The following is a 26,584-nucleotide window of genomic DNA, read 5'->3' as shown; positions in this document are numbered from 1 at the left end:
CAACAAACCTTCCGAGGCTCACGACCGCGCTGGCGTGAAGCCGTCGGAACTCCAGTCTTCGCTGCCGACCCGTGATGGACGTAAAAGAATCCCTCGGGGTCGTAGCTGTTCTTGATCGCTTTCAGTCGTGCATTTCCCCCCAAAACGCTTTGCAGCCGTTGTGACTCGTAGCCGTGCAGAAATAGAGAGGCCCGGTCCCCATCGCCTCCCCACCAACCGTGATGGGTGGGCGCTCCGGGCCGTGGGTCGGGCACCAGTCCCCGGGTTGGCCTTGAGATCCCACCAGCGGCGTGCGGGACCGGCGCCGATCTGAGGTTCATCCTTGAAGGTGACATCCGCTGGTTATATAGATTGGCTGTTGCGGCAAATCAGGCGCCTCCGATCCGGTGTCAGTTCCTGGCCGAACGCCGCTCAACGCGGTCGACCGCACGTGTATTGCACCTATTCGAATGCAGCTTTGAGAAATGCAGCGACTTCAGCGGGCGATTGAGCCTGTGCTTCCGGGTCGCCGCCCAAGGTGATGCCCATGGTCAGGCAACGCTTCGACTCATCTACGGCGGCAGCGCCGGAGAGCGTCTGGCCCCCTCGAACCATTGTGAAGGTTCTGCTATCGAGGTCGTAGAAGCCGTGACATTCCCGTGCACTAGTCGCAAGCGGTATTGAATGCAACGGTGTCGGCCGGTCGAAACCATGCCAGGCATTCCGATATTCTTTTATCGTTACCCGCGCGCCTTTCGAGCGGAGTGAGTCTGCATAGGCAATACAAGGTGCCGCCGGCGTATAGTTGTCTTTTCCGCCGATCAGCATCAGGATGGGAGAACCGTCTAGATGTGCCGACTCATAAGCGATGCCGCAGGACGGATAGAAAGCGATGTGGGCTGCAAAACGCAGATTGCCTTCCATCGAAGCCGTGCGGAAGGGCTCCAGCGATGAATAGAGCGCGGCGACACCACCGCGCGAAAAACCCATGACTGCGATTCGGCCTCTGTCGATACGAGGATCTGTCGCAAGTAAGCGCAACGCGGCGTAGGCATCTGCGATATCGGCGGTCATCGAAAGCTGCGTCTGATCCCTTTCAGTGTTCCTGATGCCGCGCCCGGTAAAACTGTCCACCACCAGGCTGGCATAACCTAGCGCATTCATGCGCTGGGCCCAAACCCGTTCGCCTCGATTCACGCCGCTACTTCCATGCAGGATGATCACGGCGGGCACGACGCGAGGCCCATTCTCAGGCATGCTCAAGTCCCCGGTAATGAAAGCCTTTTTACCAGTGGCGTAATGCGAGAGATAGTCTCCGGCACTCCGGGGCGTAATCGACGCGAACGTTATGATGCCGCTTTTACTGTCGTCGAGGGAACTTGTGATCGAAGAGTTAGCCGTGCCAGGAGAACTGCACGCCACCATCATGCTCGCCGCGATAGCTGGCAACAGGCTTCGAGTGAGCTGATGAACAATCCTTGTCTTCATTGTTAGCGCGCTCCCTGGTTTTCAAGCTACGCGTTGTGGATTGTTGCCAATCCAGGTATCGATGCCGAAGGTCTCAAATTGACCGACAGGCGCCCGACGATAGCGGCGACATCATCTTGAAGCGTCCGGACGATGCAAGCGACATAATTCGATCCGGAGCGGAAATCTGAACTGTTCAGAAGCGGACGTACGAAGGCCATTTTCATTCATTCGGAAAGGCAGTATGCCTACGTAGCTTACAAAGGCGGCAACCACCAGGTCGAATGAGAAAACTAGCTCGACCGTTTCCGCGGCCGGATTTGAGTGCGTGCAGTTCCTTTACCAACTGCTATGTAATACCTCCAAAAAAATTCTAGGTAGAGCGGCATAAGCACCAGTACCGGCTTCCAACCAGCCCCGTAGAGAATCGATATCGCGAGAGCGAAAAGCACCATTCCAACGCCCCCCGAATAGGCCGCGCTTATAAATACGCTTGTGGGCGAGATCAGCGTCTTCTGACATGGTTTTCATGGGTTATAGGTCAAATGCCCCGTCAGCGGGCTGTCGTCACCGATTGTCAGCGTTTCGGGTTGCTATGTCGAATGTCCCAAACTGGCCGCATCGCCTTCCACAGGTCGACAAGAGGATCGAGGCGGGTTTCCACTCCATGCAATCAGCATGACCGGCCCGAAAGGACCTACCGGTACCTATAGCAGCAACTGGATAAAGCGATAATGCGCAAGGGCAGCGGCAACGTGGGGGCGCCATGCAGTTCGATACGGCTGAGAGAACGATGTGGGAACTCGTGCAAACTTATACAGGCCGAGTCGGCTATCAACGCGGCGTGAAATCGGAAGGTCTATCGGCTGACCCGCCGGTCATCGACTGCTCCGGGTGGACCCGGTTGCTCCTCGCAAATGCGATGCAAGCGGAAAACGAAGCTGCTGGGCACCCGGTGTTTGCGCCAAGTGATGTGGAAGCCCTGCAAGCGTGGTCGGATCGAATCATTCAGGAGATCGAGGTTCGAACGGGATTTGTCCTTGAAGGAGAGGAGATTACGTTCCACAGTCTTCCGCGCTGCGCCACCATTGGGCTCAAACTGGGAAAGCCATCGTGGGCGAACAATTACCCGCGTCGGCGCGGGATTACCCACGTTGTTCAGGTCGTGCGCCGGCCCGAGGATAGCGCGCCGTTTGTCTCCGAATCGTTTGGCGGTGCAGTTTTACCGGGCGTCAGTCTGACGCCGCTTGAAGAATGGCTGGTGCAGGCTGAGCCTCAACTACGCGCTGGCGAAATATGGGCCGTTGACCCGTTCAGGCTGGCGTCAAAGAACTGAACACCCGCTTGATGACCGGACAGCGTTTGCGAGCCGTCCGGCCTTCCTGGTTCACACGTCGGTTTGCTCCGCCATCTCAAGCGCGTCGTCGACTTCGATACCGAGGTATCGAACCGTGCTCTCGAGCGTTGAGTGACGAGGCAGCAACTGCACCGCCCGCAGGTTCTTCGTACGGCGGTAGAGCATTGAAGCCTTTGTGCGGCGCATTGTATTTGTTCCGTAAGTAGAGTCGCCCAGTGCGATCGATCGGATCCGGCGATGTACCAGCCGGGCGTACCGACGTGTCGACATATGCGGCGAGCCGTAGATCCGGCTCGGAAACAGATAGTCGTCCGACGCGAGAGCTGAGGCCTTGATCCACGCCTTCACGCTCGCGCGCGTCTGCTCGGTGATCTCGAATCGCACCAGCCGCTGCGTCTTCTGCTGCATGACGGTTGCTCGCGCCGCCACGTGCGAGGCGTGGCAAACGTCTGAGACTCGCAGCCTCGTGAGATCGCACGCCCGAAGCTTGCTCTCGATCGCCAGATTGACCATTGCCAGGTCCCGCGTGCTACCTGCGTGTTGTAAACGGATACGAATCGCCCAGATCTCCCTGAGTTTCAGTGGTAGCTTTTGGCCGCTCAGCTTTCCCTTGTTCCACGGCACGCGCCGCGCGCCGCCGACGTCAATGGTTTCCATGACGATTCTCCTTTAGTTGGAAGGAAAATCGGTGTGCGGCAACCACCGGCGGACGATATCCGACCCACCAGGGGCGGTCATGCTTTCACATAGCGGACATCCGGCAGTCCTGTTAGACCCGATAGAAACGGTAAAACTGCTCTATTGGTGCTTCAACCGCGAGTGCCTGAAGCGGAAAGCTGCATACCAGGTCTTTTAAATTCGCTATGTGCGATAGCCGTCGTGTGAAATTTTCCGCGACGCCAACTCTGACCGCGCCATGGCGATCCAGAAATTGCCCCCACAGAGACATGTTTCGAAACCGCGATTCCGCGACCTTGACGCTCGCACTGTATTCATCTGGAAAGCACCGTCGATAGCTGCGTAGGTTATAGAGCCAGGAAGTTCCTGCAACGCGCGTCGCTTCTCGCTGGTTGCGCCGTACGTGATCGAAAAGCGAGCGAAGTTCCTCACGCCGTACAGGTAGACGGTCGATACTCAGCGGAGAAACCGTGGCTGGCTCTACATTTTCGAAGTGAATGCGCACGCATTCCGCGTTGTGTATGGCATATGAAAAGCAACCCGACGTCGCGACCGTGGACCGCGTCTGGGTAACTTCAGCTCTCGCGAGGTAGAAGCCATATGTCCAATCGCACAAGTCGACCGATTGGCTCAGGCCGTCTGCGTAGCAACGCCAGATCGGATGATGTTGGTCAAAGGCCCGACCGAGCCCGAACCGAACATAGATATTCGTATAGTCAAGGAGCGCCTTCTCGATAGGCATGTCTATCAGAGCGGCGACGGTCTGAGCAAATCGGATTTGCAGGTCGAAGAACTCTTTGTTGTATCGCATCAAGGCAACCTCCTGAGGCAAAGATTGTCAACGAGCCTGCCATACCAATTGTCTGCTGTTGGCCGAATCTGAAACTCAGAGAGCCCTTTCCCCACTAGCCTAAATCGCGTAGTCGGCGCGGCAGCGTCAGTCACGATTGCCGGGACGGACGGCGGCGCCAATGATTTTCCCGCCAATACGATCGCTTTCAATCAGACGGCGAGTTCCACCCAGACCGATACCAGCAACACGACGACATTTGGCCGGACAAGAACTCAATCCTGGCGGAAAAACCCCCTGGATACGTGTTGGCTCATGCCGCACCAGGATGGGCGCTTTCTGCTGCCGACGGAAACGGATGTGCCGGCGGTGCAATTGGTGGAGCCACGAGTGTGATCGCTTCGCCGTACGTGATTGGCCAGCTTGATCCGACGGGCGCACCGCCGACTATTGGGCAGGCGGCGTTCACGACAGCGATCGCGATGCTCGCCGGGGGGGCTTGCGGCCGCGCTGGGGCAGAACGCGAATGGCGTGGAATGCAGATTCTCCTAGACACTACATCGGGCAGGGAGCTGGATCGAAAATTCAATAAATAGGCGTGGATCAGCGATCGCAGCAGTGAAACGAAGCCGGCCACGCGCCGGGTTTGTGCTTTATGGCGCTCGGCGCGGGCAAAACCTCCACGCTCCAGCTCGTGGCCGAGCATTTCGGCCAGCGGCGCGGCATCTACCTCGCGTTCAATCGAGAAATTGCGGCGCGCGCCGCCCGGCGCTTTCCGCCTCACGGCAATTCACGGACCATGCATTCGCTGGCGTGGGCCTCCGTCAGCCCGTCGCAGCGAAACCGCATGAACCTGCAGGGCGAGCCACCGCATGAACTGGCTGCACGCCACGGGCTTGGCCCGCTGGAAGTGTGGACGGTGACGGGCACGGCCGTCGAGATCGCTCCATTCGAGATCGGGCGGATGATTGTCGACGGGCGGGACTGGTTCTGCCGCTCCGCGGATCTCCGGCCGGCAGCGCCCCTTGGCCAAAATCGGTAGCACAGCGATCAACCTTGGCGCGCAGTCAGTGATCGGTGCGGCGGCGCAGACCGCGATCGCGGGCGGCAGCTTCGGCAACGCGCTGGTTGATAACCTCGCACAGGATGCGACGGCGGTCGGAGCGAACGGGATTGGCAACCTCTTCGACGGATCGAGTCCGCTATTGTCGACTTCAGATCCCTTGTACGCACTTTCACACGCAGCACTGGGGTGTGCGGCCAGGCGGCTCAATGAACGTCCCCGAAAAACACCCAAATTCGATACGCCGGCTGAGCGATTTAACCAAATCGTTGCATCGACCGGTTGAATCCGCCGGGTGCTTCGGCCACAATGCCCTCGATATCATGACGTGTTATAGAAAACAAACAATGGCGAACATGAAATCTTGGCTTTTCGCAGCGGGCTTCTGTGCGGGCTGCACAGCTTTTTCTGCGTACATCAACCTCGCACACAACGGTGCGTCTATTGCACCAGTTCAACCCAATTGGCTCATTGAGTTGCATATTGGAGCTGCATTGATGGGCTCGATGTTGTTTACGCTTTTCGTGGCGGGGACGCCAGCTGCGCTACGCGGGCCGGCGTCAGCATCAAGCTTCGGAGTTGGCATGGTGCCGCGCATTGGTGCAGTTCGGTATTTCATTCCCGCCAACGGAGCTTTTTTTTCGACCACGCGAATCATCCAGATATTTGGGGTCATTGTTTGTTTGATGATTCAGTTCATTTACCCCGCGCCGTTGGATGCAGTGAACAATGTGCAGGGAGACACGGTGCACCCGATCAAGGCGTTGAGGAAACCGCTCGCGGCGTGAGGTAGTGGCAGAGTCATTAAAGGGTTTGCGCGCTGCGTAATACGAGGCGACCGGTGTGCCCAGCTCGGCCTGCTTCAATGCGTAAGCAATCTGTTCCTCTGTATATCTGCTCTTCTTCACGGCATGACCTCCAGGTCAGGGTGTCAACATCATGCCGGAATTTTCCAGTTTTAAACGGAACGGTTTTCTGGGAGATGCTCACGGCACCCCCGCGCACAAACGTTCCAGACACGCAGGCTCGTCTCGCGCACCATGAGCGCCTCGAAAAAGGAGGCAACAAGCATGTTCGATACGAAAGTGGCGCTGGTCGTGCGGGACGATCTGGCGGTCTGGCAGAAGCTCAATGTGACCGCGTTTCTCGCAACGGGCATTGCGGCGGCGGCGCCCGAAGCGCTGGGCGAGCCTTACGAAGACGCGCGCGGGCAGCGCTACGGCAGGATGCTGGGCCAGCCGATGATGATCTACGGCGCGCACGGCGAGGGTCTGCAGGCCGCGCTGCGGCGCGGCGTGTCGCGCGAACTGACGATCGTGCCGTACGTGCGCGCGATGTTTTCGACGGGGCACGACGCAGCCAACCGCGAGGTGTTTCGCGCCGAAGACCCGGAAAATCCCGATCTGGTCGGCGTCGCGCTATACGGGCCAAAGAACGCCGTGGACAAAGCCGTGAAGGGCTTGGTGCTGCATCCGTAAACGCGCGCCGTTTTCGTCACCCAGCCTTGCGCACCGGCGGAAAGCGCCGCTTGCCATTCTTGCTGCTGCCCATGGGAATGCGGCGGAAGCGCTCCTTCTTGTGCTCCTCCTCGAAGTGCGAGAGCGAGAGCTTGACGAGGTCGCTGCGCGAAACGATGCCCACGAGCCGACGCGATTCGCGATCGGCCACCACGGGCAGACGTTCGAGCCCGTGAATCGCGAGACGCGTGGCGATCTGGCGGCAGGTTTCGGCGGGCAGCGCCATGTCGGGAGAACGTTGCGCGAGCAACGAAGCGAGCGGCGTGTCGAGATCGTCGGTCGCGGCGCTCGCGCGCACGGCGTCGAGCATCGCGCGATCCACCACGCCGAGCACCGCGCCCTCGCGCAGCACCGGGTATGCGCGGCGCTGCTGCGTCGAGCCGAAGTAGTGCTCGAGCGCTTCGCGCACGGTGACGTTCGCGTCGATCGTATCGACATGGCGCGTCATCACTTCATCTACGTAATGACGCTCTAGCGGATCCACGCCGTATTCGCGATAGATGTGATAGCCGCGGCGCGCGATCTTCTCGGTCATGATCGAGCGCTTCATGACGACCGTCGCGAAGCCATGCGCGACCAGCGTGGCCGTGAGGAGCGGCAGCAGCGCATTGGTGTCGTGCGTGAGGCCGAACGCGAACACGATGGCCGTGAGCGGCGCGCCGAGCGTGGCGCCAAGCGTCGCCGCCATGCATACGAGCGGCCACAGCGCCGGGTCGCTGCCGGGCAGCACGTGGCTCAGTACGGAGCCGAGCCCCGCGCCGAGCATGAGCAGCGGCGCGAGCACGCCGCCCGACGTGCCGGAGCCGAGCGCCACGACCCAGATCACGGCTTTCACCACGAGGATCGCAATGGCGGCCTGAAGAACGATGTGCTGATGCAGCAGATCGCCGATCACGTCGTAGCCCACGCCGAGCGCGCGCGGCTCGATAAAGCCGCCAATGCCCACCACGAGCCCGCCGAGCGCGGGCCACCACGACCAGTGCAGCGGCAGATGGCCGAACAGGTCCTCGACCTTGTAGAGCGCCGCCGAAAGCCCCGACGCGAGCGCGCCCGCGAGCAACCCGGCGACGATGCAGGAGAACAGCGCCACGGCATGCGGCGGCAGCGTCTGCATGGGGAAGAGCGGCGCCGTGCCGAAGAACACGGAGCGCGCGAAGCCGGCCACCGCGCAGGCAAGCGCGACGGGCAGGAAGCTGCGCGGGCGCCATTCGAACAGCAGCAGTTCCACAGCCAGCAGCACGGCCGCGACCGGCGTGCCGAACACGGCCGTCATGCCCGCGGCGGCGCCCGCCACGAGCAGCGTCTTGCGCTCGGCGGAGGTCACGCGCACGCACTGCGCCAGCAGCGAGCCGAGCGCGCCGCCCGTCATGATGATCGGGCCTTCCGCGCCGAACGGTCCGCCGCTGCCGATCACGATGCCCGACGAAAGCGGCTTCAGGATGGCCACTTTCGGCGACATCCTGCTCTTGCCGAACAGAATGGCTTCGATGGCTTCGGGAATGCCATGGCCGCGAATCTTCTCGGAGCCGAAGCGCGCCATCATTCCGACGATCAGCCCGCCGATCACGGGCACGACGATGACCCACGGCCCCAGCGTGTTGAGCGCGGGCGAGCGGTCGGCGAACGAGAACTGGCCGAAGAAGAACAGGTTCGTGAACCAGTGGATCAGGCTCAGCAGCACGAACGCCGCGAGCGTGGCCAGTGCGCCGATCACGGCGGCCAGCGCGCTGATGCCGGGCAGGCGTGCGTTCGCCGAAAAGTCGCGCTTGTGGGAATCGTCGGAATGCATGGTCTTTAAAGATCGATATGCGGAACGGTGAATGCGCCGTCGAGCGACTTCAACTCGGCGCGATGCAGTTCGGCCAGGCGCGCGAGCAGCTTTTCGCCGGCGGGGAGCAGATGCACTTCCACCTGGCGGCGGTCGCGCTCGCTCACGCAGCGTTCGACGAGTTCGATCGCCTCGCAGCGCGAGACGAGCGCAACCACGCCGTGATGCTGCGCCTGCAAACGCTCGGCCAGCTCGCCAATGGTCGCCCACGTGCGGCCCGGGTAGCCCTTCACATGCAGCAGCAGCAGGTATTGCAGCGGCGTAATGCCCTCGGCCTGCGCGGCCTGCTCCGAGAAACGCTCGAAACGGCGCATCTGATAGCGAAATTCGGAGAGTTGTTCGAAGTCGGCCTTGTCGAGATCGCGCGTGCTTTTTTTCATTGGGAGTCCATGGAACGTTTCAGTCTCCTAATATATCACGACATGATATTTATCCTCGCAAACGCCCGTCACATCAGCATCGCGCCCAGGTGTACCGGCGCGACGCCGAGCGCAAACCCGCTCAGGCCGAAGCCTGCTGCGGCGTCCTCGCCTGGTGATAGAGCCCCGAGATCAGATCGGCCTGCGTGATGATGCCGGCGAGCCGGTTTTCGTGATCGACCACCGGCACGTGATGGTGCCCGCGGCCCGCGAAAATACGTACGAGTTCGACGATCGGCGTCGTGTTCGCGACGCTCAGCACCTGCGTGGTCATCAGCGTGCCGACGCTCTGGCCGGATTCGGCGTGCGGCCGGAACAGGCGCGCGATCGCATCAAGCACGAGGCGCAGCGGGTGCCGCTCGCGCCCGTCGCCGGCGAGGTCGGCGCGCGTGACGATGCCCTTCACCCGGCAATGCGCGTCGACCACGGGCAGCGCCTTCACGTCGTGTCGCTTGAGCAGCGAGCGCGCTTCGCCAACGGTCGTCGTGGGCGTGATGCTCACCACGTTGGCCGACATGACGTCCGCGCAGGTCAGCTCGCCGAAGCTGCGTGCGTACGCGCGGATCTCGGCGTCCAGGAGCACGGCTTCGAGGTCGTCGGTGTCGATGTCGAGCATTTCGTCGCGATCGCGCAGCACCGCTTCGAGGTCGGCGCGGGTGAAACCGGCTTGCGCGGGCGCGGGGCCGGGTGCCTTAGGGCGCCGCGCGGCGTGCGGGTAGCGATGCCCCGTGGCGGCGTGATACACGAGCGCGCCGCCGAGCAGCAGGACCGACTGCAGCGCGACGGGCACGAACACGAACTCATAACCGAGCGCATGCACGGCCGGACCGCCCAGTACTGCGGTGAGCGCGACCGCGCCCGAAGGCGGATGCACGCAGCGCAGCGTGAACATCGCGACGACGGCCACGGCAATGGCCACGGCGGCGGCCGGCACGGGGTCGGCGATCCACATCGCGGCCGTCACGCCCACGGTGGCGGAAACGAGGTTGCCGCCGATGATCGACCAGGGCTGCGCGAGCGGGCTGGCGGGCACGCCGAAGAGCAGCACGGCGGAGGCGCCCATGGGCGCGATCAGGTACGGGATGCTCGGGTCGCCGCCAGGCAGCCGGTGCGCCAGCGCGCCCGTGAGCGCGATGCCGACCAGCGCGCCGCCGCCCGAACGCAGACGTTCGCGCCACGTGATGGTGACCCGGGACGGGGCGAAGCGGGTGAGCCAGCGAAGGACTTTGAAGCGCGACACGATTCGGAACGGTTTGCTGATCTGGAACGGATTGCGAACGCAGACGGCTGCGCGCCGCCCGAAGAAACGAGATTGTATCGCAATGTGATATATATCGCGACACTTGGTCGCGGCGGTGATGTACCGCGCGGATGCGGTGAAGGCGGGAAATCTGGGGATGTAACGGCAGCCGCCCAGCGGGGGCGGAAGGTGAGGCAAAAGATGGGAGCGCCGCCGCGCCATGAAGGGCGGCGGCGCTTTTATTGCGCTCGCGTACGTACTGAAAAGCGGAACTGAAGCGGAAGCCGGTATTAGCCCGCGTGCGGCGGCTGGCCCGCAAAGCGCGGCGCAGGCGCGGCGTTGGGGTGGCCATCGGGGTGACGGTGATGCCCAGCGTTGGCGTTCGCGTTCTGGTTACGGTTCGGCGCGGGCGGCGGCCGATGCTGAGCGGCATGAACCGGCGGACGGCCGCCCGGCTGCGGCCGGTAACCATGCTGCGGCGCGCCGCGCGGCGGCATCGTCGCGCGCACGCGCTGGGGCTCGGGCATGCGCGCGTGTTGCATCGGCAGATGGCCTTCGTTGTGTGCCATCACCACGCGCAGTTCCGCGCGGCGGTGCAGGATTTCGCCGCGCAGGTCGCCGCGGCCATAGTAGCGGCGCTGGCGATGGCCGTCCGGTCCGACGATCCAGATATACGTGCTGCCGCCGGCGTAGACCACGTCGCGGTCGGGCACGACCGAAACGTACGCGTCGTACGGCTGCGGCACATAAACGGGTTGCGCGACGACGACAGGCGGCGGGGGCGGTGGTGCGGCGACGACGACCGTGGGGCGCGCGGGTGCCGTGGCAACGCGCGCGCTGCTGACGCAGCCGCTGATCAGCGCGGTTCCGGCCAGGGTTGCGAACAGGACAAATGCAGATGGCAGAGCGCGTGGTTTCGCGTTCAAGCGGGACTCCGGGGCGGGTTGTGGTTGGTCCCGTGTGTTAACGGCAAATGCCCAAAGGGCTTGAGAGAGCGGCTCGGGAAACGCGGTTCCACGTACGGTTTCATCCGCGCCAGGCTATCCGTTTTCCGCATACCAGCCTTTCCAATTTGTGATTTTACGATGGCATTTCGGCTTCCTATACTCGCCCGGAAAACGTACCCATGAAGTACCGATTGCGGAGACAGCCCCCATGAACGCCCCAGACCACGCCGCCGTAGAAGCCGCAGCGCTAGCCGCATCCGTTTCGCTCGACGACAAATACACGCTGGAAAAAGGCCGCGTGTACATCAGCGGCACGCAGGCGCTCGTGCGTCTGCCCATGCTGCAAAAGGCGCGCGACCGCGAGGCCGGCTTGAACACCGCAGGCTTCGTTTCCGGCTATCGCGGTTCGCCGCTCGGCGCGCTCGACCAGTCGCTATGGAAAGCGAAGAAGCATCTTCACGCGCATGACATCGTGTTCCAGCCCGGCGTGAACGAAGATCTCGCCGCCACGGCCGTATGGGGCACGCAGCAGATCAATCTCTGGCCCGGCGCGCAGCGCGACGGCGTGTTCGGCATGTGGTACGGCAAGGGCCCGGGCGTCGACCGCACCGGCGACGTGTTCAAGCACGCTAATTCGGCCGGCAGCGACGCGCGCGGCGGCGTGCTCGTGCTCGCGGGCGACGACCACGCGGCGAAGTCGTCCTCGGTGGCGCACCAATCCGAGCACGCGCTCATCGCAGCCGGCATTCCCGTGCTCTATCCCGCGAACGTGCAGGAATATCTCGACTACGGACTGCACGGCTGGGCCATGAGCCGATACTCGGGCCTGTGGGTCGCCATGAAATGCGTGACCGACGTGATCGAATCGACGGCGTCGATCGACCTCGACCCGGATCGCGTGGAAATCGTCACGCCCGCCGACTACACGATGCCAGAAGGCGGCCTCAACATCCGCTGGCCCGACACGCCGCTTGCCCAGGAAGCGCGTCTGCTCGACGAGAAGTGGTACGCCGCGCTCGCCTACGTGCGCGCGAATCGCCTGAACCGCGTGGTGATCGATTCGCCGCGCGCGCGCTTTGGCATCATGACCGCGGGCAAGGCGTATCTCGACGTGCGCCAGGCGCTCACCGACCTCGGCCTCGACGATGAAACCTGTGCGCGGATCGGCGTGCGCGTGCTCAAGGTGGGCTGCGTATGGCCGCTCGACGCGCAGGACGCGCGTTCATTCGCCACCGGACTCGAAGAGATTCTCGTGGTGGAGGAGAAGCGCCAGATTCTCGAATACGCGCTCAAGGAAGAGCTATACAACTGGCGCGAGGACGTGCGCCCGAAGATCTACGGCAAATTCGACGAGCGCGACAACGAGGGCGGCGAATGGTCGGTGCCGCGCGGCAACTGGCTGCTGCCCGCGCACTACGAACTTTCGCCCGCGCTGATCGCGAAGGCCATTGCGCGCCGTCTCGCGCGCGCCGACGTGCCCGGGGAAGTACGCGCGCGCATGCTCGCGCGCGTGGCGACCATCGAGGCGAAGGAGCGCGAGGCGGCGAAGCCGCGCGTGAGCGTCGAGCGCAAGCCGTGGTTCTGCTCGGGCTGTCCGCACAACACGTCGACGAATGTGCCCGAAGGCTCGCGCGCGCTAGCGGGCATTGGCTGCCACTACATGTCGATGTGGATGGACCGCAAGACCGAAACGTTCAGCCAGATGGGCGGCGAAGGCGTGGCGTGGCTCGGCCAGATGCATTTTTCGGGCGACAAGCACGTATTCGTGAATCTCGGCGACGGCACATACTTTCACTCAGGACTGCTGGCGATTCGCGCGGCCATCGCATCGAACGCCAGCATCACGTACAAGATTCTCTACAACGACGCCGTGGCGATGACGGGCGGCCAGCCCGTGGACGGCGTGCTCACCGTGCCGCAGATCGCGCATCAGGTCCATGCCGAAGGGGCGAAACGTATTGTCATCGTGACAGACGAGCCGGAAAAATACGATGCCAATATCGTGTTGCCCGCAGGCGTCGATGTTCATCATCGCGACCAGCTCGATAGCGTGCAGCGCACGTTGCGCGACACCGCCGGCACCACCGTGCTGATCTACGACCAGACCTGCGCGACCGAAAAGCGCCGCCGCCGCAAGCGCGGGGCATACCCGGACCCGGCGCGCCGCGCGTTCATCAACGACGCCGTGTGCGAAGGCTGCGGCGACTGCTCGGTGCAGTCGAACTGCCTTTCCGTCGAGCCGCTCGCCACGCCGCTCGGCACGAAGCGCAAGATCAACCAGTCGTCGTGCAACAAGGACTTCTCGTGCGTGAAGGGCTTTTGCCCGAGCTTCGTGACGGCCGAGGGCGCGCAGTTGCGCAAGCCGCGCGCGGCGAATGCGTCGAGCGCCGCATCGATCGATTTCAACGCGTTGCCCGTGCCTATGCTCCCGGCGCTCGCGAAGCCTTATGGCATTCTCGTGACGGGAGTGGGCGGTACGGGTGTCGTGACCATCGGCGGGCTGATCGGCATGGCCGCGCATCTGGCGGGCAACGGCGTGACCGTGCTCGACATGGCCGGGCTCGCGCAAAAGGGCGGCGCGGTGCTGAGCCACGTGCAGGTGGCGGCGTCTCCCGCTGCGTTGCACGCCACGCGCATCGCCACGGGCGAAGCGCGCCTTGTGATCGGCTGCGATGCGATCGTCTCCGCCTCGGGCGACGTGCTTTCGCGCACGCAGCATGGCGTCACCATGGCGGCGATCAACAGCGGCGCGACGCCTACGGCGGAATTCGTCAAGAATCCTAAGTGGACGTTCCCGGGCGCGCAAACCGAGGCCGAACTGCGCGCGAGCATCGGCGATGGCTGCGCATTCGTCGACGCCAATGCGCTCGCGCTCGCCTTGCTCGGCGACACGATCTACAGCAATCCACTGCTGCTGGGCTATGCGTGGCAAAAGGGCTGGCTGCCGCTGGAACTCGCGCATTTGCGGCGCGCGATCGAACTCAACGCGGTGGCCGTGGAGAAGAATCAGCAGGCGTTCGACTGGGGGCGTTACGTCGCGCATCATGGCGAGGCCGCCGTGCGCGCGCTCGTGAAATCGCCGGCGCAGCCGCAGGCTATCGTTCTGCAGATGCCCGAGTCGCTCGACAAGGTGATCGCCGCGCGCGAGGCATTGCTCACGGCGTATCAGAACGCCGCGTATGCGCAGCAATATCGCCGCGTGGTCGATCGCATCCGCGTGAAGGAGACCGAACTTGGCGGCGGCGCTACGCTGCCGCTCACGCGCGCCGTTGCCGTGAATCTCGCGAAGCTGATGGCGTACAAGGACGAATACGAGGTCGCGCGTCTTTATGCCGACCCCGCGTATCTGCAGAAGCTGCGCGAGCAGTTCGAAGGCGAGCCGGGCCGCGACTACACGCTGAACTTCTGGCTCGCGCCGCCGCTCGTCGCGAAGCGCGACGAGCACGGGCATCTCGTGAAGCGCCGCTTCGGTCCGTGGGTGCTGCCGATGATGCGCATGCTCGCCCGCATGAAGGGGTTGCGCGGCACGGCGTTCGACGTGTTCGGCAAGACGGGAGAGCGTCGCGACGAGCGCCGCTCGATTGCGCAATACGTGGCGCTGGTCGACGAATTCTGCGCGAGCCTCGACGCGCAACGCCTGCCGGCCGCGCTGGAGCTTGCGGCGCTGCCCGACGAGATTCGCGGCTTCGGCCACGTGAAGGCGCGCAATCTCGCCGCGACGGAGAAAAAGAAGGAGCGCTTGCTGGCCAGCTACCGCGCGCCCGCCGCGCAACGCGCAACGGCCTGAGAAGCGGGCTGAGAAGCGGCCCGAGAAGCGGCCCGAGAAGCGGCCTGAGAAGCGCTCAGGGCAACAAGCGCTTGCCGATCAATCTCGGCAGGCGCAGCGCGAACCCGCTCACGAGCCGCAGATGCATGCTCGCGAGCAGCAGGTTGTCGCGCACGTAGTTGAAGTGCGACACGCCGCCCTCATGAGCGCCGAAGTAGCGCACCGGCGCTTCGATCTGGATCGGCCGCACGCCGGCCCAGCACAGGCGCACGGCCGCTTCGGGATCGAAGTCGAAGCGGCGCATCCATGGCTGGCGGTGCATGATCGCCTTGAGCGGCGCGATCGGGTAGACGCGAAAGCCGTAAAGCGAATCGCCGATGCCCGCCCACAGCGTTTCGACGTCGGCGAAAAGGTTCGAGAGGCGCCGTCCCTGCACGCGCAGTTGGGGCGCGCTCGCGTCGAACTTTGGCATGCCGAGCACCATGGCGTCGGTCGCCGCCTGCGAGGCCGCCATGAATTCGGGGATCAGCGCGGCGGGATGCTGGCCGTCGGAGTCCATCGTCAGCACGTGCGTAAAGCCGCGCGCCGCGGCGGCTTCGAGCCCCGCAAGCACCGCGCCGCCTTTGCCCCGGTTGGCGGGCAACACGATGACGTGCAGGCCGGGGTCGTCGTTGGCCATGGCCTGCAGGCGCGCGGCGCTACCGTCCGTGCTGCCGTCCACCACCACCCACACTGGGTTCCACTGCGCACGCGCGCCGCGCACGGTTTCTTCGAGCTTGGCGCCCGGGTTGTAGCTCGGGATCAGGACGAGATGCGTCGAAGAAGGCGTGGAGATGGCAGCGGACGCCTCCGCGGCGCGCGATCGGGAAAAAATTTCAGGCCGCGCCGCTGCGCGCGCATAACCGCCGTGACGCCCGTCGGGCGTCTCGCGCGCGGGGACTTCGTAACCGGATGCTTCGGCGCCCGCGCCAATGCCGGGGGCGGAGCGCGACTGCCGCTTTGCGTCGAAGGGTTGCACAGACACTCGTATTTCCTCAGAGGATGCAGCAGCGCAAAACGCGCCGCGTGTTCAGGCCAGGCCGCCGTTGATCGAGAGCACTTGCCCCGTCACGTAGGCGGCCGCGTCGGACACCAGATACGCCACCATGCCCGCGACTTCGGCGGGCTGGCCGGCGCGCTGCGCGGGCACGAGCTGCTTGATGCGCTCGGCGGGAAACGCATGCTCCGCCATGGGCGACGCGATGATGCCGGGCGCCACGGCGTTCACGGTGATGCCGCGCGAGGCCAGTTCCAGCGCGAGCGATTTCGTCGCGCCGATCAGCCCGGCTTTCGCGGCCGCGTAGTTCGCCTGACCGCGATTGCCCATCACGCCCGCGAACGAGGCGATGTTGACGATGCGCCCGCGGCGCGTGCGGATCATCGGCATGAGCAGCGGCTGCGTCACGTTGAAAAAGCCGTTGAGCGAGACGTCGATCACGCGGCGCCATTGCTCGCGCGTCATGCCTGCCAGCGGCGCGTCGTCGTGAATGCCCGCGTTGTTCACCAGGATCTGCACGGGCGCGTCTTCGTCTGCAACTAGGCGGGCGAGCGCGGCTTCGGTCGCGTCGGCGTCGGTCACGTCGAAGGCGATGGCGTGCGCGTTGCCGCCTGCCGCGACGATGCCCTGCGCGACGGCCTCGGCCTCCACCAGACGCCGGTTCGCGTGCACCCAGACCTCGTGGCCCGCCTGCGCGAGCGCAACGCTGATGGCCTGCCCGAGTGCGCCGCTGCCGCCGGTCACGAGTGCGCGCATGCGTTTTTCTCCATCGATCCTGGCTGGCGCCGGCAATGACGTTACCGCACGCGGTGCGCCGCGACGTAGGCGGCCAGCGTGCCGAGCGTCGCGAAGATCTTTTCGTTTTCCGGATTGTCGGAACGCAGCTCGAAGCCGTACTTCTTCGAGATCAGCAGCGCAATTTCAAGAATGTCGATCGAGTCGAGCCCGAAGCCTTCGCCGTAGAGCGGGGTGTCCGCGCTCACATCGTCGAGCGAAACATCTTCCAGATTCAGCTCTTTCACGATCTGCGTGGCGAGTTCTTGTTCCAGTTCGTTCATCATGCGTGGGCTCTCCGGGCGTGCGGTCCGTAGCGTCGGCCGCCCGTTTTTAAGGTTCGTTTGATGTAAAAGTTACCAGGATTCTAAGGGAAGGGTATCGGCGCGTATACGGGACTCCGGGGCGAAAGGGTTACAGAGGGTCGGTGCGCGGCGGCGCGCATTTCCTCCACCGGAACGCGCGAGACGCTTGCGCGGCTTCGGGGCTCTCTCTATCGGACAAAAGCCTTGCCTGGCGCGATTCCGAACATTCAGTTACAAACGGGGTCCTGGCAGGGCGGGTGATAGCATCCCGCCAATCTTAAAATGTGCGTGCCAGACCAGCGTTGCAAAAAACCGGCCCGATACTTGCAATTCTTATGAAGATTCTGGGCCGCTTGCTGCACCTTGCTACACCCTACGATTGACTTACGGCTTTATTCGCCCGATGCCTTGTCCGCTCAGCCCATACGTCCCGGATCGAACCGGGGCCTTTCGCCCGCCCGCGCCGAGCGCACGGCGGGGCGGCGCGCGCCCGTGCGGAGGCGCCCGATGAGCGCGCTGGGCGCAGCGGTACGCGCGGCGTCTGGCGTGGCAACGGTGGCCGCCTGGCAAATCGGCGCGCACTACGCGGTGGCGACGCCGGGCGCACACGGCTTCGGCCTTGCCATGGCGCTGGTGCCCCCGCTCGTGATCGCGCTCGCCGCCGCCGCGCGCTCGCCGCGCCGCGCGTGGCTGCTGCTGCTCTGGATGCTCGTCGCGCTGGGGCTGTGGTGCATGCGCACGCCGCTTGCTTTGCACTTCGAATGGGGACTGTACGTGGAGCATGCGAGCTTCAACCTCGCCATGGCGCTGCTGTTCGGGCGCACGCTCGCGGCGGGGCGCGTGCCGCTTTGCACGCAGTTCGCGACGACGATCCACGGCGGCACGCTCGCGCCGGCCGTCGCGCGCTACACGCGCCGGATCACGCTCGCGTGGACGCTCTTTTTTATCGCGATTGCCTGCGTTTCGACGCTGATGTTCGCGTTTGCACCGATCGTCGCGTGGTCGACGTTCGCCAACTATCTGGCGTTGCCGCTCGTGGCGGTCATGTTCGCCGCAGAGCACGCGTGCCGGCGCTTCGTGCTGCCGGGCGAGCGTCAGGCCGGCATGCTCGACGCGATTCGCGCTTATCGGCAATCAACGCGGCACACGGCGCGGCAAACAGCGCCGCGAACCAGGCAGTACACGGCCCACGCCCGCGCGGAGCATTCCTGATCATGGAAGCCGCCCGCCAGCCCGAGCCGAAGCAGGGAAAAACACAGGAATTCGTATCGACTGAAGTTATGCAGACTCATCCGCTCGTTTTTCATACGTCGCCCGACCAGGTCATTGCCTGGCGCGACGGCGCGCCCGTCACGGTGCGCGCTTTCCTCGCCGATGTCGCGCGCGTGGCCGCGGCGCTGCCGGCGGGCGGCCACGTGTTCAACGTGTGCCGCGACCGCTACCGTTTTACCGTCGGCCTGTGCGCGGCGCTCGTGTCCGGCCGCATCAGCCTGCTGCCCTCCACGCAGACGCCGGAAACGGTGCGCCAGCTCGCCTCATTCGCGCCCGACGCGTTCTGCCTGCACGACGCGCCCGGCTGCGCGATCGACCTGCCGCGTTTCGCGTATCCGGAAGCGCAGCAAAAAGCCCCCGCCGACGCGCCGTTCGTCGTCCCGCGGATCGATGCCTCGCGCATCATGGCCTATGTGTTCACGTCGGGCTCCACCGGCGCGCCGGTGCCGCACGGCAAGACGTGGGGCATGCTGGTGACGGGCGTGCGCGCATCGGCCGAGCGCCTCGGTTTGCTCGACGCGCACGACTGCACGATTGTCGGCACCGTGCCGCCGCAGCACATGTACGGTTTCGAGGTGACGGTGCTGCTCGCGCTGATCGGCGGTTTCGCGTTCAGCAACCGGCTGCCGTTTTATCCCGTCGATATCCGCGCCGAACTCGAGGCGGTGCCGCATCCGCGCGTGCTCGTGACCTCGCCCATTCATCTGCGCGCGCTGCTCGCCACGGGCCACGCGCTGCCGCCGGCCGAACTGGTGCTCTCCGCCACCGCGCCGCTTTCGGAAAAGCTCGCGCTCGAAGCAGAAGCGCGCCTGAAGGCGCCGCTCGTCGAAATCTACGGCAGCACCGAAACCGGCCAGATCGCGACGCGCCGCACCGCGAAGGGCGCGACGTGGCAACTGTTCCCGAAAGTCCGTTTCGAAGCGCGCGAGAGCGCGGCGCAGGACGGCGAAGGCCCGACGATGTGGGTTTCGGGCGGCCACGTGGAAGAGCCGGTGCCGATGGGCGACGCCATCGAACGGCTCGACGCGCAGCGTTTCCTGCTGCACGGGCGCAAGGCGGACCTCGTCAACATCGCGGGCAAGCGGACTTCGCTCGCTTACCTCAATCATCAGCTCAACGCGATTCCGGGTGTCGAGGACGGCGTCTTCTTCATGCCCGCGCATCTCGAACACGATGCGCACACGGGCCACGACGTCGTGCAGCGCCTCGTCGCGCTCGTGGTGGCGCCTACGCTTGGTTCAGGCGATTTGCAGCGCGCGTTGCGCGAGCGCATCGACGGGGCATTCCTGCCGCGTCCGCTCGTGTTCGTCGATGCGCTGCCTCGCAACGACACCGGCAAGCTGCCGCACGACGTGCTTGCGGCATTCGTCGCGCGACACGTGCGCGGCGGCGGCGCGGCGGCGGCAATGAAGGAAACGGGCGCGCAAGCGTCCATGCTCTCGTTCTCGATTCCCGCCGATCATCCCGCGTTGCCGGGCCATTTTCCGGGCCACCCGATCGTGCCTGGCGTCGTGCTGCTCGATCACGCGATCGACGCGATCGGCGCCGCGCTGAACCGGCCGTTCGCTACGTGGAAGCTCAGTACCGCTAAATTCCTGAGCCCCGCCGCGCCCGGCGAAACGCTCGATCTTGCCTGGGACGCGGCGGCGAGCGGCGCGATCCGCTTCACGCTGCGCTCGGGGGCGCGCGATGTCGCGAGCGGCGTGCTCAGCGAGGCAACGGGCAGCATGGCCGGCAAGCCAACCGGAGCGCGGCCATGACGAAGCGCACCGACTGGGCGAGCCAGCAGGAGCGCAGCAACACGCTGCTCCTGCGCATCATGACGTGGCTCTCGCTGCGCATGGGCCGCCGCGCGGGCCGCGCGCTGCTGCGTTTGATCGCGCTGTATTTCGTGCTGTTTTCGCCGCGCGCGTGCGTGGCCTCGCGCGATTATCTGCGCCGCGTGCTGGGGCGCCCGGCGCGCTGGCGCGACGTCTACCGCCACGTGTTCACGTTCGCTTCGACGATCCACGACCGCATCTATCTGGCGAACGGACGGTTCGACATGTTCGACATCCGCCCGCACGGCCATAAGCTCGTGGACGAAACGCTCGCCAGGGGGCGCGGCGTGTTCCTGATGGGCGCGCACCTCGGCAGCTTCGAGATCGTGCGCGCGCTCGGCCGCACGCGGCCCGACCTGCGCGTGGTGGTGACGATGTACGAACAAAACGCGCAGAAGATCAACGCGGCGCTCGCCGCCGTGAATCCCGCGGCGAAGCCCGAAGTGATCGGGCTCGGTGAGGTCGGCTCGATGATGAAGGTGCACGACCGTCTCGACCAGAACTGCATGGTCGGCATGCTCGCGGACCGCACGCTGCTCGCCGACGACGCGGCCACCATGCGGCGCATGGCGTTTCTCGGACAGCCGGCGGCGTTCCCGCTCGGGCCGCTCTACATGGCGGCAATGCTCAAGCGCCCCGTGCTCTTCATGACCGGCCTCTATCGCGGCGGCAATCGCTACGATGTCCACTTCGAAACGCTGGCGGACTTCACCGACGTACCGCGCGAGGCACGCCGGCGCGCCATCGACGCGGCGCTCGCGCGCTACGTCACGCTGCTCGACCGCTATTGCCGCATGGCGCCGTACAACTGGTTCAACTACTACGACTTCTGGCAGGGCGGCGCGCAGGACGCGAATGCCGAGGTAACGGCAACGGCGGCGGCAACGGCGGTGGCAACACCGGTGGCATCACCGATTGCAAGCGCGGCGCCCCGCGCGCCCGCTCCGGCGCGCCGCCGCGAAACGCGCCCGCACGCCGAACTACCCGTGCGCGAGGTGAACGAAGCATGAGCGCGATCCGCCGTATCACAACGTTGCGCGCGCGCCGCCTGCGTGCGCTGGCGAGCGCCGCTTTCATTGCCGGGCTCATCGTGACGGCGGGCTTGCCTGGCGTCACGGTCGTGCAGGCGCAGGCCGCCGAATCCACGCAACCCGCCTGGACGCTCGACCGCCTGATGTCCACGCTCGCGCAGCGCAAGTCCGGCCGCGCGAGTTTCACCGAGACGAAATACCTCTCGATTGCCGCGCAGCCCGTGGAATCGTCAGGAGAACTGGTGTTCGTCGCGCCCGATCATCTGGAAAAGATCACGCAGAACCCGAAGCCCGAGCACCTCGTGGTGGACGGCGACATGCTGACCGTGCAGCGCGAGAGCCACAAATACACGCTGGCGCTCGCGCGCTATCCGGAACTGGGCGCGTTCATCGAGAGCATCCGGGCCACGCTCGCGGGCAACCGCTTCGCGCTGGAGCAGGTGTACAAGGTCGCGCTCGCGGGTCAGGGCGACGACTGGACGCTCACGCTCACGCCGCTCGACTCGCGCATGCGCAAGGTGGTGAGCACGATCACGATAGACGGCACGCGCGACGCCATGCGCAGCGTCGCGATCCAGCAGGCCGACGGCGATCATTCGGTGATGCGGCTGCACGCCCTTTCCGCGGACGCGAACTGATGAGAGCGCGCGCACATCCGCTTCTCGCGCGTGCGCGGTGGTTTTTCGCGCTCGTGCAGCGCCGCGCCGTCGCCGTGTGGCTGCTGTGCCTCATCGCCTGCGCGGTAACCATAGGCCGCGCGAATTTCACCGCCGATCTCTCGGCGTTCCTGCCGCGCTCGCCGAGCCCGACGCAGCAGGTGCTGGTCGATCAACTGCGCGACGGCCTGGCTTCGCGGCTCATTCTCGTTGGCATCGACGGCGGCTACGAAAGCACGCGCGCCGAACTCTCGCGCCGCGTGGCGGCGACCTTGCGCGCCGACCCGCAATTCGCCGCCATCCACAACGGCTCGGGCGAGAGCGACGCGCGCGACGAGCAGTTCATGTTCGCGCATCGCTACGTGCTGAGCCCCGACGTCACGCCGCAGCGCTTCACGGAACACGGGCTGCACGAAGCGCTGGGCGAAAGCCTGGATCTGCTTACGTCATCGGCGGGACTGGTCGCCAAGGACCTGCTGCCGCGCGACCCGACGGGCGAGGTCGCGGCGATGCTCGGCCAGCTCGACAGCGCGGCGCAGCCCGAAACCCGCGGCGGCGTGTGGGCGTCGCGCGACGGCCGGCGCGCCGTGCTGGTCGCGCAGACCGCCGCCGCCGGCTCCGACACCGACGCCCAGGCCCGCGCCATCGACGCCGTGCGAGCGGCCTTCGCTGCCGCCACGCGCACGTTGCCCAATGCTTCGGCGTACCAGGTATCGATGACGGGCCCCGGTGTGTTCGGGGTCGCCACGCGCGACGCCATCCGTCACGACGTGGAACGTCTCTCCACCTTGAGCCTCGTGCTGATCGTCGCGCTGCTGCTCACGCTGTACCGCTCGCCGCGGACGCTGGCGCTCGGACTCCTTCCGGTGCTCTCCGGCGTGGCGGCGGGCATTGCCACGGTTTCGCTCGTGTTCGGCACGGTGCACGGCCTGACGCTCGGCTTCGGTACGACGCTGATGGGCGAGGCCGTGGATTACTCGATCTATCTGTTCGTGCAGTCGTCGCAGGGCGCGCCACGTGGCGTTGCGCACGGCCGCGACACGATGCGCGCATGGCTCGCCGCCTACTGGCCGACCATTCGCCTGGGCGTCCTCACCTCCGTATGCGGCTTCGCGACGATGTTGTTTTCGGGCTTTCCGGGCCTCGTGCAACTCGGACTCTATTCGATCGCGGGCCTCGTGAGCGCCGCGCTCGTCACGCGCTTCGTGCTGCCGCAACTCTGCGGCGGCGCAGTGGCGATTCGCGACGTTTCGCGCATCGGCGCGGGGCTCGCGCGGCTTGCTAACGCGGCGCCGCGTCTGCGCTGGCCTCTCGCGGCGCTGGTGCTTGCTGCGCTGGCGTCGCTCTGGCTGCATCGCGACGATCTCTGGAGCCACGAGCTTGCTGCGTTGAGCCCCGTGCCGGCCGCGAGCCAGGCGCTCGACACGCGCCTGCGCGCGGACGTGGGCGCCCCCGACGTGCGCTATCTCGTGGTGGTTCCCGCCGCGAGCGAGCAGGCCGCGCTCGAAGGCGCGGAGAAGGTCGGCGCGCAGTTGCAGCCGCTCGTCGATCGCGGCGTGCTGGGCGGCTTCGAAAGCCCCGCGCGTTACCTGCCGAGCGACGCCACGCAGCGAGCGCGCCGCGCGAGCCTGCCCGCGAGGGACGTGCTCGCGGCGCGCCTGCAAGAAGCGATCAGAAACCAGCCGGTGGACGTGAGGCCCGACGCCTTCGCCCCGTTCCTCGCCGACGTCGAGGCGGCGCGCAACGCGCCGCTCGTCACGCGCGCGGACCTCAAGGGCACGTCGATGGCGCTCGCCGTGGATGCGCTCCTGACCCAGCGCGACGGCCAGTGGAACGCCATGCTCGCCTTGCGCGCGCCGCCTCATCCGGAGGGCGCGCAGACCACGCAGGCCGTGAACGCGCCGAGCCTCAATGCAGGCTCCGTGAGCGACGCCGTCGCGCATGCGAACGTGCCGGGCGCGCTCTTCGTCGACATGAAGGCCGAAGCCGACCGCATGTATGTCGACTACGTGCACGAAGACATCCGCCTTTCGCTCGCGGGCTTCGTCGCCATCGTCGTGCTGCTCACGCTCGCGCTGCGCTCGTTTTCGCGCGCGGCGCGCGCGCTCGCGCCGCTCGTCGCGGCAGTGCTCGTCGTGGCGGCGGGATTCGCGCTGGCGGGCGTGTCGCTCACCATCCTGCACCTGGTCGGCATGCTGCTCATCGTCGCGGTGGGTTCGAACTATGCGTTGTTCTTCTGCAAGCGCGACGACGAAGCGGGCGTCACGCCGCGCACGCTCGTCTCGCTGCTCGTGGCCAATCTCGCGACAGTGGCGGGCTTCGGTCTGCTCGCGCTCTCTCATGTGCCGCTGCTCGAAACGTTCGGGCTGACTGTCGGCCCCGGCGCGATGCTCGCGCTCGTGTTCGCGGCGATTCTCGCGCCGCCGCTCGCGCGCAGCAGCGAGGAGGCGCACGTAGCCGCCGATACCGCCGAAGCGCGCGAGGCCGCTCGCCCGCGCACGGAACGCGCGCATATGAGCGGCCCGCACGGAGGCCGCGCATGAACTCCGCTTCGCTGACTCCCGCGCGTGCGATGCCTTTACCCGCCCAGGCGCGCCGCTGGAAGCCGTCGCCGTTCGTGTGCGGCGCGGCGGCGTTGCACGCGGGTGCGCTGGCCGCTGTGGTCGCGCAGCCGCACGCGTGGCCGTGGGCTGCGGGCAGCGTGGCAGCCTCGCATATCGCGCTCACCGTCGCGGGCCTGTGGCCGCGCAGCGCGTTGCTCGGCCCGAACTGGACGCGCCTTCCCGAACGCGCGGGGCAGCGCATCGCGCTCACCATCGACGACGGTCCGGACCCCGAAGTCACGCCACGCGTGCTCGACTGGCTCGATCGTTTCGATGCGCGCGCAACGTTCTTCTGCATCGGCGAACGGGCGCAACGCTACCCGCATCTGATCGAAGCGATGGTGGCGCGCGGCCATGCCGTCGAGAACCATAGCCAGCGCCATCGGCATACGTTTTCTCTCCTGGGACCGCACGCGATGAAGCGCGAGATCGAGGCGGCGCAGCGCACGCTCACCGACATCGCGGGTACGCCGCCACGCTTTTTCCGCGCTCCGGCGGGCCTGCGCAACCCGTTCCTGGAGCCGGCGCTGTGCGGCCTCGGCCTGCACCTCGCAAGCTGGACGCGGCGCGGCTTCGACACGCGCGCGCAAGACGCCGCCACGGTCACGCACCGCCTGCTCGACGGCCTCGCTGCCCGCGACATCCTGCTCGTGCACGACGGTCACGCAGCGCGCGACGCGAGCGGCAAGCCGCTCGTGCTCGACGTGCTGCCGCCGCTCCTGCGCTGCGCAGCCGGGCGCAGGTTGCAGTGGACCACGCTGCGCGCGTGCCTCGACGGCGAAACCGGACGCCCTGATTCCACCGCAGCGCAAACGGAACGACTGACGTGAAACCACTCATTCTTTCGCACTTCACCGCTACCAGTTGCCTCGGGCGCGGCCTCGACGCGACGCTAGACGCCCTGCGCGGCAAACGCGGCGGCCTCGCGCGCTGCGACTTCCCGCGCGCGGACCTCGACACGTGGATCGGCGCGGTGGCCGGTCTGGAGAGCGAGACCTTGCGCGCCGATCTCGCGGACTACACGTGCCGCAATCACCGTCTCGCGCAAATCGGCTTCACGCAGGATGGCTTCGCCGAGCACGTTCGGGCCGCCATTGCGCGTTACGGCGCGAACCGCGTGGGCGTGTTCGCCGGCACCAGCACCTCGGGCATTCTGGAAACCGAAAACGCTTACCGTCAACGCGATCTGGAAAGCGGTGCGCTCAGGCCGGGCTTCCATTACGCGCAAACGCACAACCCGTTCGCACTGGCCTCGTTCGTGCGCGCGTACTTCGGCCTGCGCGGTCCGGCCACGTCGATTTCCTCGGCCTGTTCGTCGGGCGCGAAGGTGTTCGGCTCGGCGCGCCGGATGATCGAGGCGGGGCTGATCGACGCAGCGGTGGTGGGCGGCGTTGATTCGTTATGCTTAACGACGCTGTACGGCTTCAATTCGCTCGAACTGCTTTCGCGCGATCCGTGCCGCCCGTTCGACGTAAACCGCAACGGCATCTCGATAGGCGAGGCCGCGGCGTTCGCGTTCCTGGAGCGCGCGCCCGACACGCTGGACGACGACGCCATCCTGCTGCTCGGCGTAGGCGAATCGAGCGACGCGCATCATATGTCGTCGCCGCATCCCGAAGGGCTCGGCGCGCGCGCCGCGATGGCGCAGGCGCTTTCGACCGGGGGCGTGTCGCCGGGCGACGTCGGCTACATCAATCTGCACGGCACGGCCACGCCGAGCAACGACGCCGCCGAAAGCCGCGCCATCAACACCTTGTTCGAGCGCACGCCGTGCAGTTCGACCAAGGGCGCGACGGGCCACACGCTCGGCGCGGCGGGCGCGCTCGAAGCGGTGATCTCGGCGCTCGCGCTGCGCCACCGCTTCATTCCCGCGGGAGTCAACACCAAGGAGCCCGACACCGCGCTCGGCCTCGACTACGTGCTGGAGAGCCGCGAGGCGCGAGTCGGCGCCGCGCTCAGCAATTCCTTCGGTTTCGGCGGCACGAACTGCAGCCTGTTGTTCGGCCGCGCGGACCGCGCACATCACGGATGAGCGT

General features: G+C 65.8%; 21 protein-coding genes and 3 pseudogenes. 14 read left to right on the top strand and 10 right to left on the bottom strand.

Annotated features, from left to right (window positions below; translation table 11 throughout):
- Nucleotides 1-441: 441 nt before the first annotated feature.
- The gene (locus tag U5768_RS06415; RefSeq protein WP_322029526.1) at nucleotides 442-1,467 is read right to left on the bottom strand and encodes a dienelactone hydrolase family protein; all 1,026 of its coding nucleotides are present in this window, start codon (nucleotides 1,465-1,467) and stop codon (nucleotides 442-444) included.
- A gap of 745 nt (nucleotides 1,468-2,212) precedes the next feature.
- Between U5768_RS06415 and U5768_RS06410 the strand changes: the two genes are divergently transcribed.
- Nucleotides 2,213-2,782 (top strand): hypothetical protein, encoded by a 570-nt coding sequence (locus U5768_RS06410; protein ID WP_322029525.1) that lies wholly within the window; start codon nucleotides 2,213-2,215, stop codon nucleotides 2,780-2,782.
- A gap of 51 nt (nucleotides 2,783-2,833) precedes the next feature.
- Here the strand turns inward: U5768_RS06410 and U5768_RS06405 are convergent, their stop codons facing one another.
- Nucleotides 2,834-3,460: a tyrosine-type recombinase/integrase gene (locus tag U5768_RS06405; protein WP_322029524.1), complete on the bottom strand. Its 627-nt coding sequence runs from the start codon at nucleotides 3,458-3,460 to the stop codon at nucleotides 2,834-2,836.
- 112 nt (nucleotides 3,461-3,572) lie between these two features.
- The gene (locus tag U5768_RS06400; RefSeq protein WP_322029523.1) at nucleotides 3,573-4,292 is read right to left on the bottom strand and encodes a hypothetical protein; all 720 of its coding nucleotides are present in this window, start codon (nucleotides 4,290-4,292) and stop codon (nucleotides 3,573-3,575) included.
- Between the two features lie 634 nt (nucleotides 4,293-4,926).
- Between U5768_RS06400 and U5768_RS06395 the strand changes: the two genes are divergently transcribed.
- The 5 genes and pseudogenes from U5768_RS06395 (at nucleotide 4,927) to U5768_RS06380 (ending at nucleotide 6,812) form a co-directional block, all read left to right on the top strand.
- On the top strand, nucleotides 4,927-5,313 hold the full coding sequence (locus U5768_RS06395) for a hypothetical protein (protein ID WP_322029522.1): 387 nt from the start codon (nucleotides 4,927-4,929) through the stop codon (nucleotides 5,311-5,313).
- 28 nt (nucleotides 5,314-5,341) lie between these two features.
- Nucleotides 5,342-5,488, top strand: a pseudogene (locus U5768_RS06390) (hypothetical protein); the annotation flags it as partial.
- A 6-nt stretch (nucleotides 5,489-5,494) separates the two neighbouring features.
- Nucleotides 5,495-5,620, top strand: a pseudogene (locus U5768_RS31950) (IS30 family transposase); the annotation flags it as partial.
- A gap of 61 nt (nucleotides 5,621-5,681) precedes the next feature.
- Nucleotides 5,682-6,122: a hypothetical protein gene (locus U5768_RS06385; protein ID WP_322029602.1), complete on the top strand. Its 441-nt coding sequence runs from the start codon at nucleotides 5,682-5,684 to the stop codon at nucleotides 6,120-6,122.
- Between the two features lie 282 nt (nucleotides 6,123-6,404).
- Nucleotides 6,405-6,812, top strand: coding sequence for a DUF2000 domain-containing protein (locus tag U5768_RS06380; protein ID WP_322029521.1), 408 nt, complete (start codon nucleotides 6,405-6,407; stop codon nucleotides 6,810-6,812).
- Nucleotides 6,813-6,828: 16 nt separating this feature from the next.
- Here U5768_RS06380 and U5768_RS06375 read toward each other — a convergent pair whose 3' ends face one another.
- The 4 genes from U5768_RS06375 to U5768_RS06360 all read right to left on the bottom strand — a co-directional run bounded on the left by U5768_RS06375 (nucleotide 6,829) and on the right by U5768_RS06360 (nucleotide 11,264).
- On the bottom strand, nucleotides 6,829-8,640 hold the full coding sequence (locus U5768_RS06375) for a chloride channel protein (RefSeq protein ID WP_322029520.1): 1,812 nt from the start codon (nucleotides 8,638-8,640) through the stop codon (nucleotides 6,829-6,831).
- 5 nt (nucleotides 8,641-8,645) lie between these two features.
- Nucleotides 8,646-9,059: a MarR family winged helix-turn-helix transcriptional regulator gene (locus U5768_RS06370; RefSeq protein WP_322029519.1), complete on the bottom strand. Its 414-nt coding sequence runs from the start codon at nucleotides 9,057-9,059 to the stop codon at nucleotides 8,646-8,648.
- A gap of 121 nt (nucleotides 9,060-9,180) precedes the next feature.
- Complete coding sequence (locus U5768_RS06365; protein ID WP_322029518.1) at nucleotides 9,181-10,338, bottom strand: HPP family protein; 1,158 nt, start codon at nucleotides 10,336-10,338, stop codon at nucleotides 9,181-9,183.
- 290 nt (nucleotides 10,339-10,628) lie between these two features.
- Entirely contained in the window at nucleotides 10,629-11,264 is a 636-nt protein-coding gene (locus tag U5768_RS06360; RefSeq protein WP_322029517.1) for a hypothetical protein, read from the bottom strand.
- 229 nt (nucleotides 11,265-11,493) lie between these two features.
- Between U5768_RS06360 and U5768_RS06355 the strand changes: the two genes are divergently transcribed.
- A complete protein-coding gene (locus U5768_RS06355; RefSeq protein WP_322029516.1) occupies nucleotides 11,494-15,072 on the top strand; it encodes an indolepyruvate ferredoxin oxidoreductase family protein in 3,579 nt (1,192 codons plus the stop codon).
- A gap of 55 nt (nucleotides 15,073-15,127) precedes the next feature.
- On the opposite strand, the gene U5768_RS06350 is transcribed toward U5768_RS06355, so the two are convergent.
- From U5768_RS06350 to U5768_RS06340, 3 genes are all read right to left on the bottom strand, one after another.
- Nucleotides 15,128-15,886, bottom strand: a complete 759-nt coding sequence (locus U5768_RS06350) for a glycosyltransferase family 2 protein (RefSeq protein ID WP_415913863.1) — start codon at nucleotides 15,884-15,886, stop codon at nucleotides 15,128-15,130.
- Nucleotides 15,887-16,120: 234 nt separating this feature from the next.
- Entirely contained in the window at nucleotides 16,121-16,843 is a 723-nt protein-coding gene (fabG, locus tag U5768_RS06345; RefSeq protein WP_322029515.1) for a 3-oxoacyl-ACP reductase FabG, read from the bottom strand.
- Nucleotides 16,844-16,884: 41 nt separating this feature from the next.
- The gene (locus U5768_RS06340) at nucleotides 16,885-17,145 is read right to left on the bottom strand and encodes a phosphopantetheine-binding protein (protein ID WP_322029597.1); all 261 of its coding nucleotides are present in this window, start codon (nucleotides 17,143-17,145) and stop codon (nucleotides 16,885-16,887) included.
- Nucleotides 17,146-17,673: 528 nt separating this feature from the next.
- Here U5768_RS06340 and U5768_RS06335 point away from each other — a divergent pair.
- The 7 genes and pseudogenes from U5768_RS06335 to U5768_RS06305 all read left to right on the top strand — a co-directional run bounded on the left by U5768_RS06335 (nucleotide 17,674) and on the right by U5768_RS06305 (nucleotide 26,580).
- On the top strand, nucleotides 17,674-18,378 hold the full coding sequence (locus U5768_RS06335; RefSeq protein WP_322029514.1) for a hypothetical protein: 705 nt from the start codon (nucleotides 17,674-17,676) through the stop codon (nucleotides 18,376-18,378).
- Between the two features lie 68 nt (nucleotides 18,379-18,446).
- Nucleotides 18,447-20,198: an AMP-binding protein gene (locus U5768_RS06330; RefSeq protein WP_322029596.1), complete on the top strand. Its 1,752-nt coding sequence runs from the start codon at nucleotides 18,447-18,449 to the stop codon at nucleotides 20,196-20,198.
- A pseudogene (locus U5768_RS06325) lies at nucleotides 20,195-21,154 on the top strand (acyl-CoA synthetase); the annotation flags it as partial. The gene U5768_RS06330 and the pseudogene U5768_RS06325, both read left to right, overlap by 4 nt.
- A 110-nt stretch (nucleotides 21,155-21,264) precedes the next feature.
- On the top strand, nucleotides 21,265-21,927 hold the full coding sequence (locus tag U5768_RS06320; protein WP_322029513.1) for an outer membrane lipoprotein carrier protein LolA: 663 nt from the start codon (nucleotides 21,265-21,267) through the stop codon (nucleotides 21,925-21,927).
- Nucleotides 21,927-24,488, top strand: a complete 2,562-nt coding sequence (locus U5768_RS06315) for an MMPL family transporter (protein WP_322029512.1) — start codon at nucleotides 21,927-21,929, stop codon at nucleotides 24,486-24,488. Before U5768_RS06320 ends, U5768_RS06315 begins: the two co-directional genes overlap by 1 nt.
- Nucleotides 24,485-25,378, top strand: coding sequence for a polysaccharide deacetylase family protein (locus U5768_RS06310; RefSeq protein ID WP_322029511.1), 894 nt, complete (start codon nucleotides 24,485-24,487; stop codon nucleotides 25,376-25,378). Before U5768_RS06315 ends, U5768_RS06310 begins: the two co-directional genes overlap by 4 nt.
- On the top strand, nucleotides 25,375-26,580 hold the full coding sequence (locus U5768_RS06305; RefSeq protein ID WP_322029510.1) for a beta-ketoacyl-[acyl-carrier-protein] synthase family protein: 1,206 nt from the start codon (nucleotides 25,375-25,377) through the stop codon (nucleotides 26,578-26,580). The genes U5768_RS06310 and U5768_RS06305 overlap by 4 nt, the downstream gene beginning before the upstream one ends.
- The last annotated feature ends 4 nt before the right edge of the window (nucleotides 26,581-26,584 follow it).

It is taken from the genome of Paraburkholderia sp. J76, from assembly GCF_905220295.1.
Classification (GTDB): Bacteria; Pseudomonadota; Gammaproteobacteria; order Burkholderiales; family Burkholderiaceae; genus Paraburkholderia.
The sequence above is the reverse complement of the archived record's forward strand: the minus strand, read 5'-3'. Positions and strand labels throughout refer to the sequence as shown.

What these genes read in the sequence shown, in the direction of transcription:
- U5768_RS06415 (WP_322029526.1), bottom strand. Translation starts at nt 1,467, where the DNA reads ATGAAGACAAGGATTGTTCATCAGCTCACTCGAAGCCTGTTGCCAGCT.
- fabG (WP_322029515.1), bottom strand. Translation starts at nt 16,843, where the DNA reads ATGCGCGCACTCGTGACCGGCGGCAGCGGCGCACTCGGGCAGGCCATC.
- U5768_RS06370 (WP_322029519.1), bottom strand. Translation starts at nt 9,059, where the DNA reads ATGAAAAAAAGCACGCGCGATCTCGACAAGGCCGACTTCGAACAACTC.
- U5768_RS06395 (WP_322029522.1), top strand. Translation starts at nt 4,927, where the DNA reads ATGGCGCTCGGCGCGGGCAAAACCTCCACGCTCCAGCTCGTGGCCGAG.
- U5768_RS06315 (WP_322029512.1), top strand. Translation starts at nt 21,927, where the DNA reads ATGAGAGCGCGCGCACATCCGCTTCTCGCGCGTGCGCGGTGGTTTTTC.
- U5768_RS06310 (WP_322029511.1), top strand. Translation starts at nt 24,485, where the DNA reads ATGAACTCCGCTTCGCTGACTCCCGCGCGTGCGATGCCTTTACCCGCC.
- U5768_RS06335 (WP_322029514.1), top strand. Translation starts at nt 17,674, where the DNA reads ATGAGCGCGCTGGGCGCAGCGGTACGCGCGGCGTCTGGCGTGGCAACG.
- U5768_RS06340 (WP_322029597.1), bottom strand. Translation starts at nt 17,145, where the DNA reads ATGAACGAACTGGAACAAGAACTCGCCACGCAGATCGTGAAAGAGCTG.
- U5768_RS06405 (WP_322029524.1), bottom strand. Translation starts at nt 3,460, where the DNA reads ATGGAAACCATTGACGTCGGCGGCGCGCGGCGCGTGCCGTGGAACAAG.
- U5768_RS06375 (WP_322029520.1), bottom strand. Translation starts at nt 8,640, where the DNA reads ATGCATTCCGACGATTCCCACAAGCGCGACTTTTCGGCGAACGCACGC.
- U5768_RS06330 (WP_322029596.1), top strand. Translation starts at nt 18,447, where the DNA reads ATGCAGACTCATCCGCTCGTTTTTCATACGTCGCCCGACCAGGTCATT.
- U5768_RS06380 (WP_322029521.1), top strand. Translation starts at nt 6,405, where the DNA reads ATGTTCGATACGAAAGTGGCGCTGGTCGTGCGGGACGATCTGGCGGTC.
- U5768_RS06385 (WP_322029602.1), top strand. Translation starts at nt 5,682, where the DNA reads ATGGCGAACATGAAATCTTGGCTTTTCGCAGCGGGCTTCTGTGCGGGC.
- U5768_RS06320 (WP_322029513.1), top strand. Translation starts at nt 21,265, where the DNA reads ATGAGCGCGATCCGCCGTATCACAACGTTGCGCGCGCGCCGCCTGCGT.
- U5768_RS06400 (WP_322029523.1), bottom strand. Translation starts at nt 4,292, where the DNA reads ATGCGATACAACAAAGAGTTCTTCGACCTGCAAATCCGATTTGCTCAG.
- U5768_RS06355 (WP_322029516.1), top strand. Translation starts at nt 11,494, where the DNA reads ATGAACGCCCCAGACCACGCCGCCGTAGAAGCCGCAGCGCTAGCCGCA.
- U5768_RS06410 (WP_322029525.1), top strand. Translation starts at nt 2,213, where the DNA reads ATGCAGTTCGATACGGCTGAGAGAACGATGTGGGAACTCGTGCAAACT.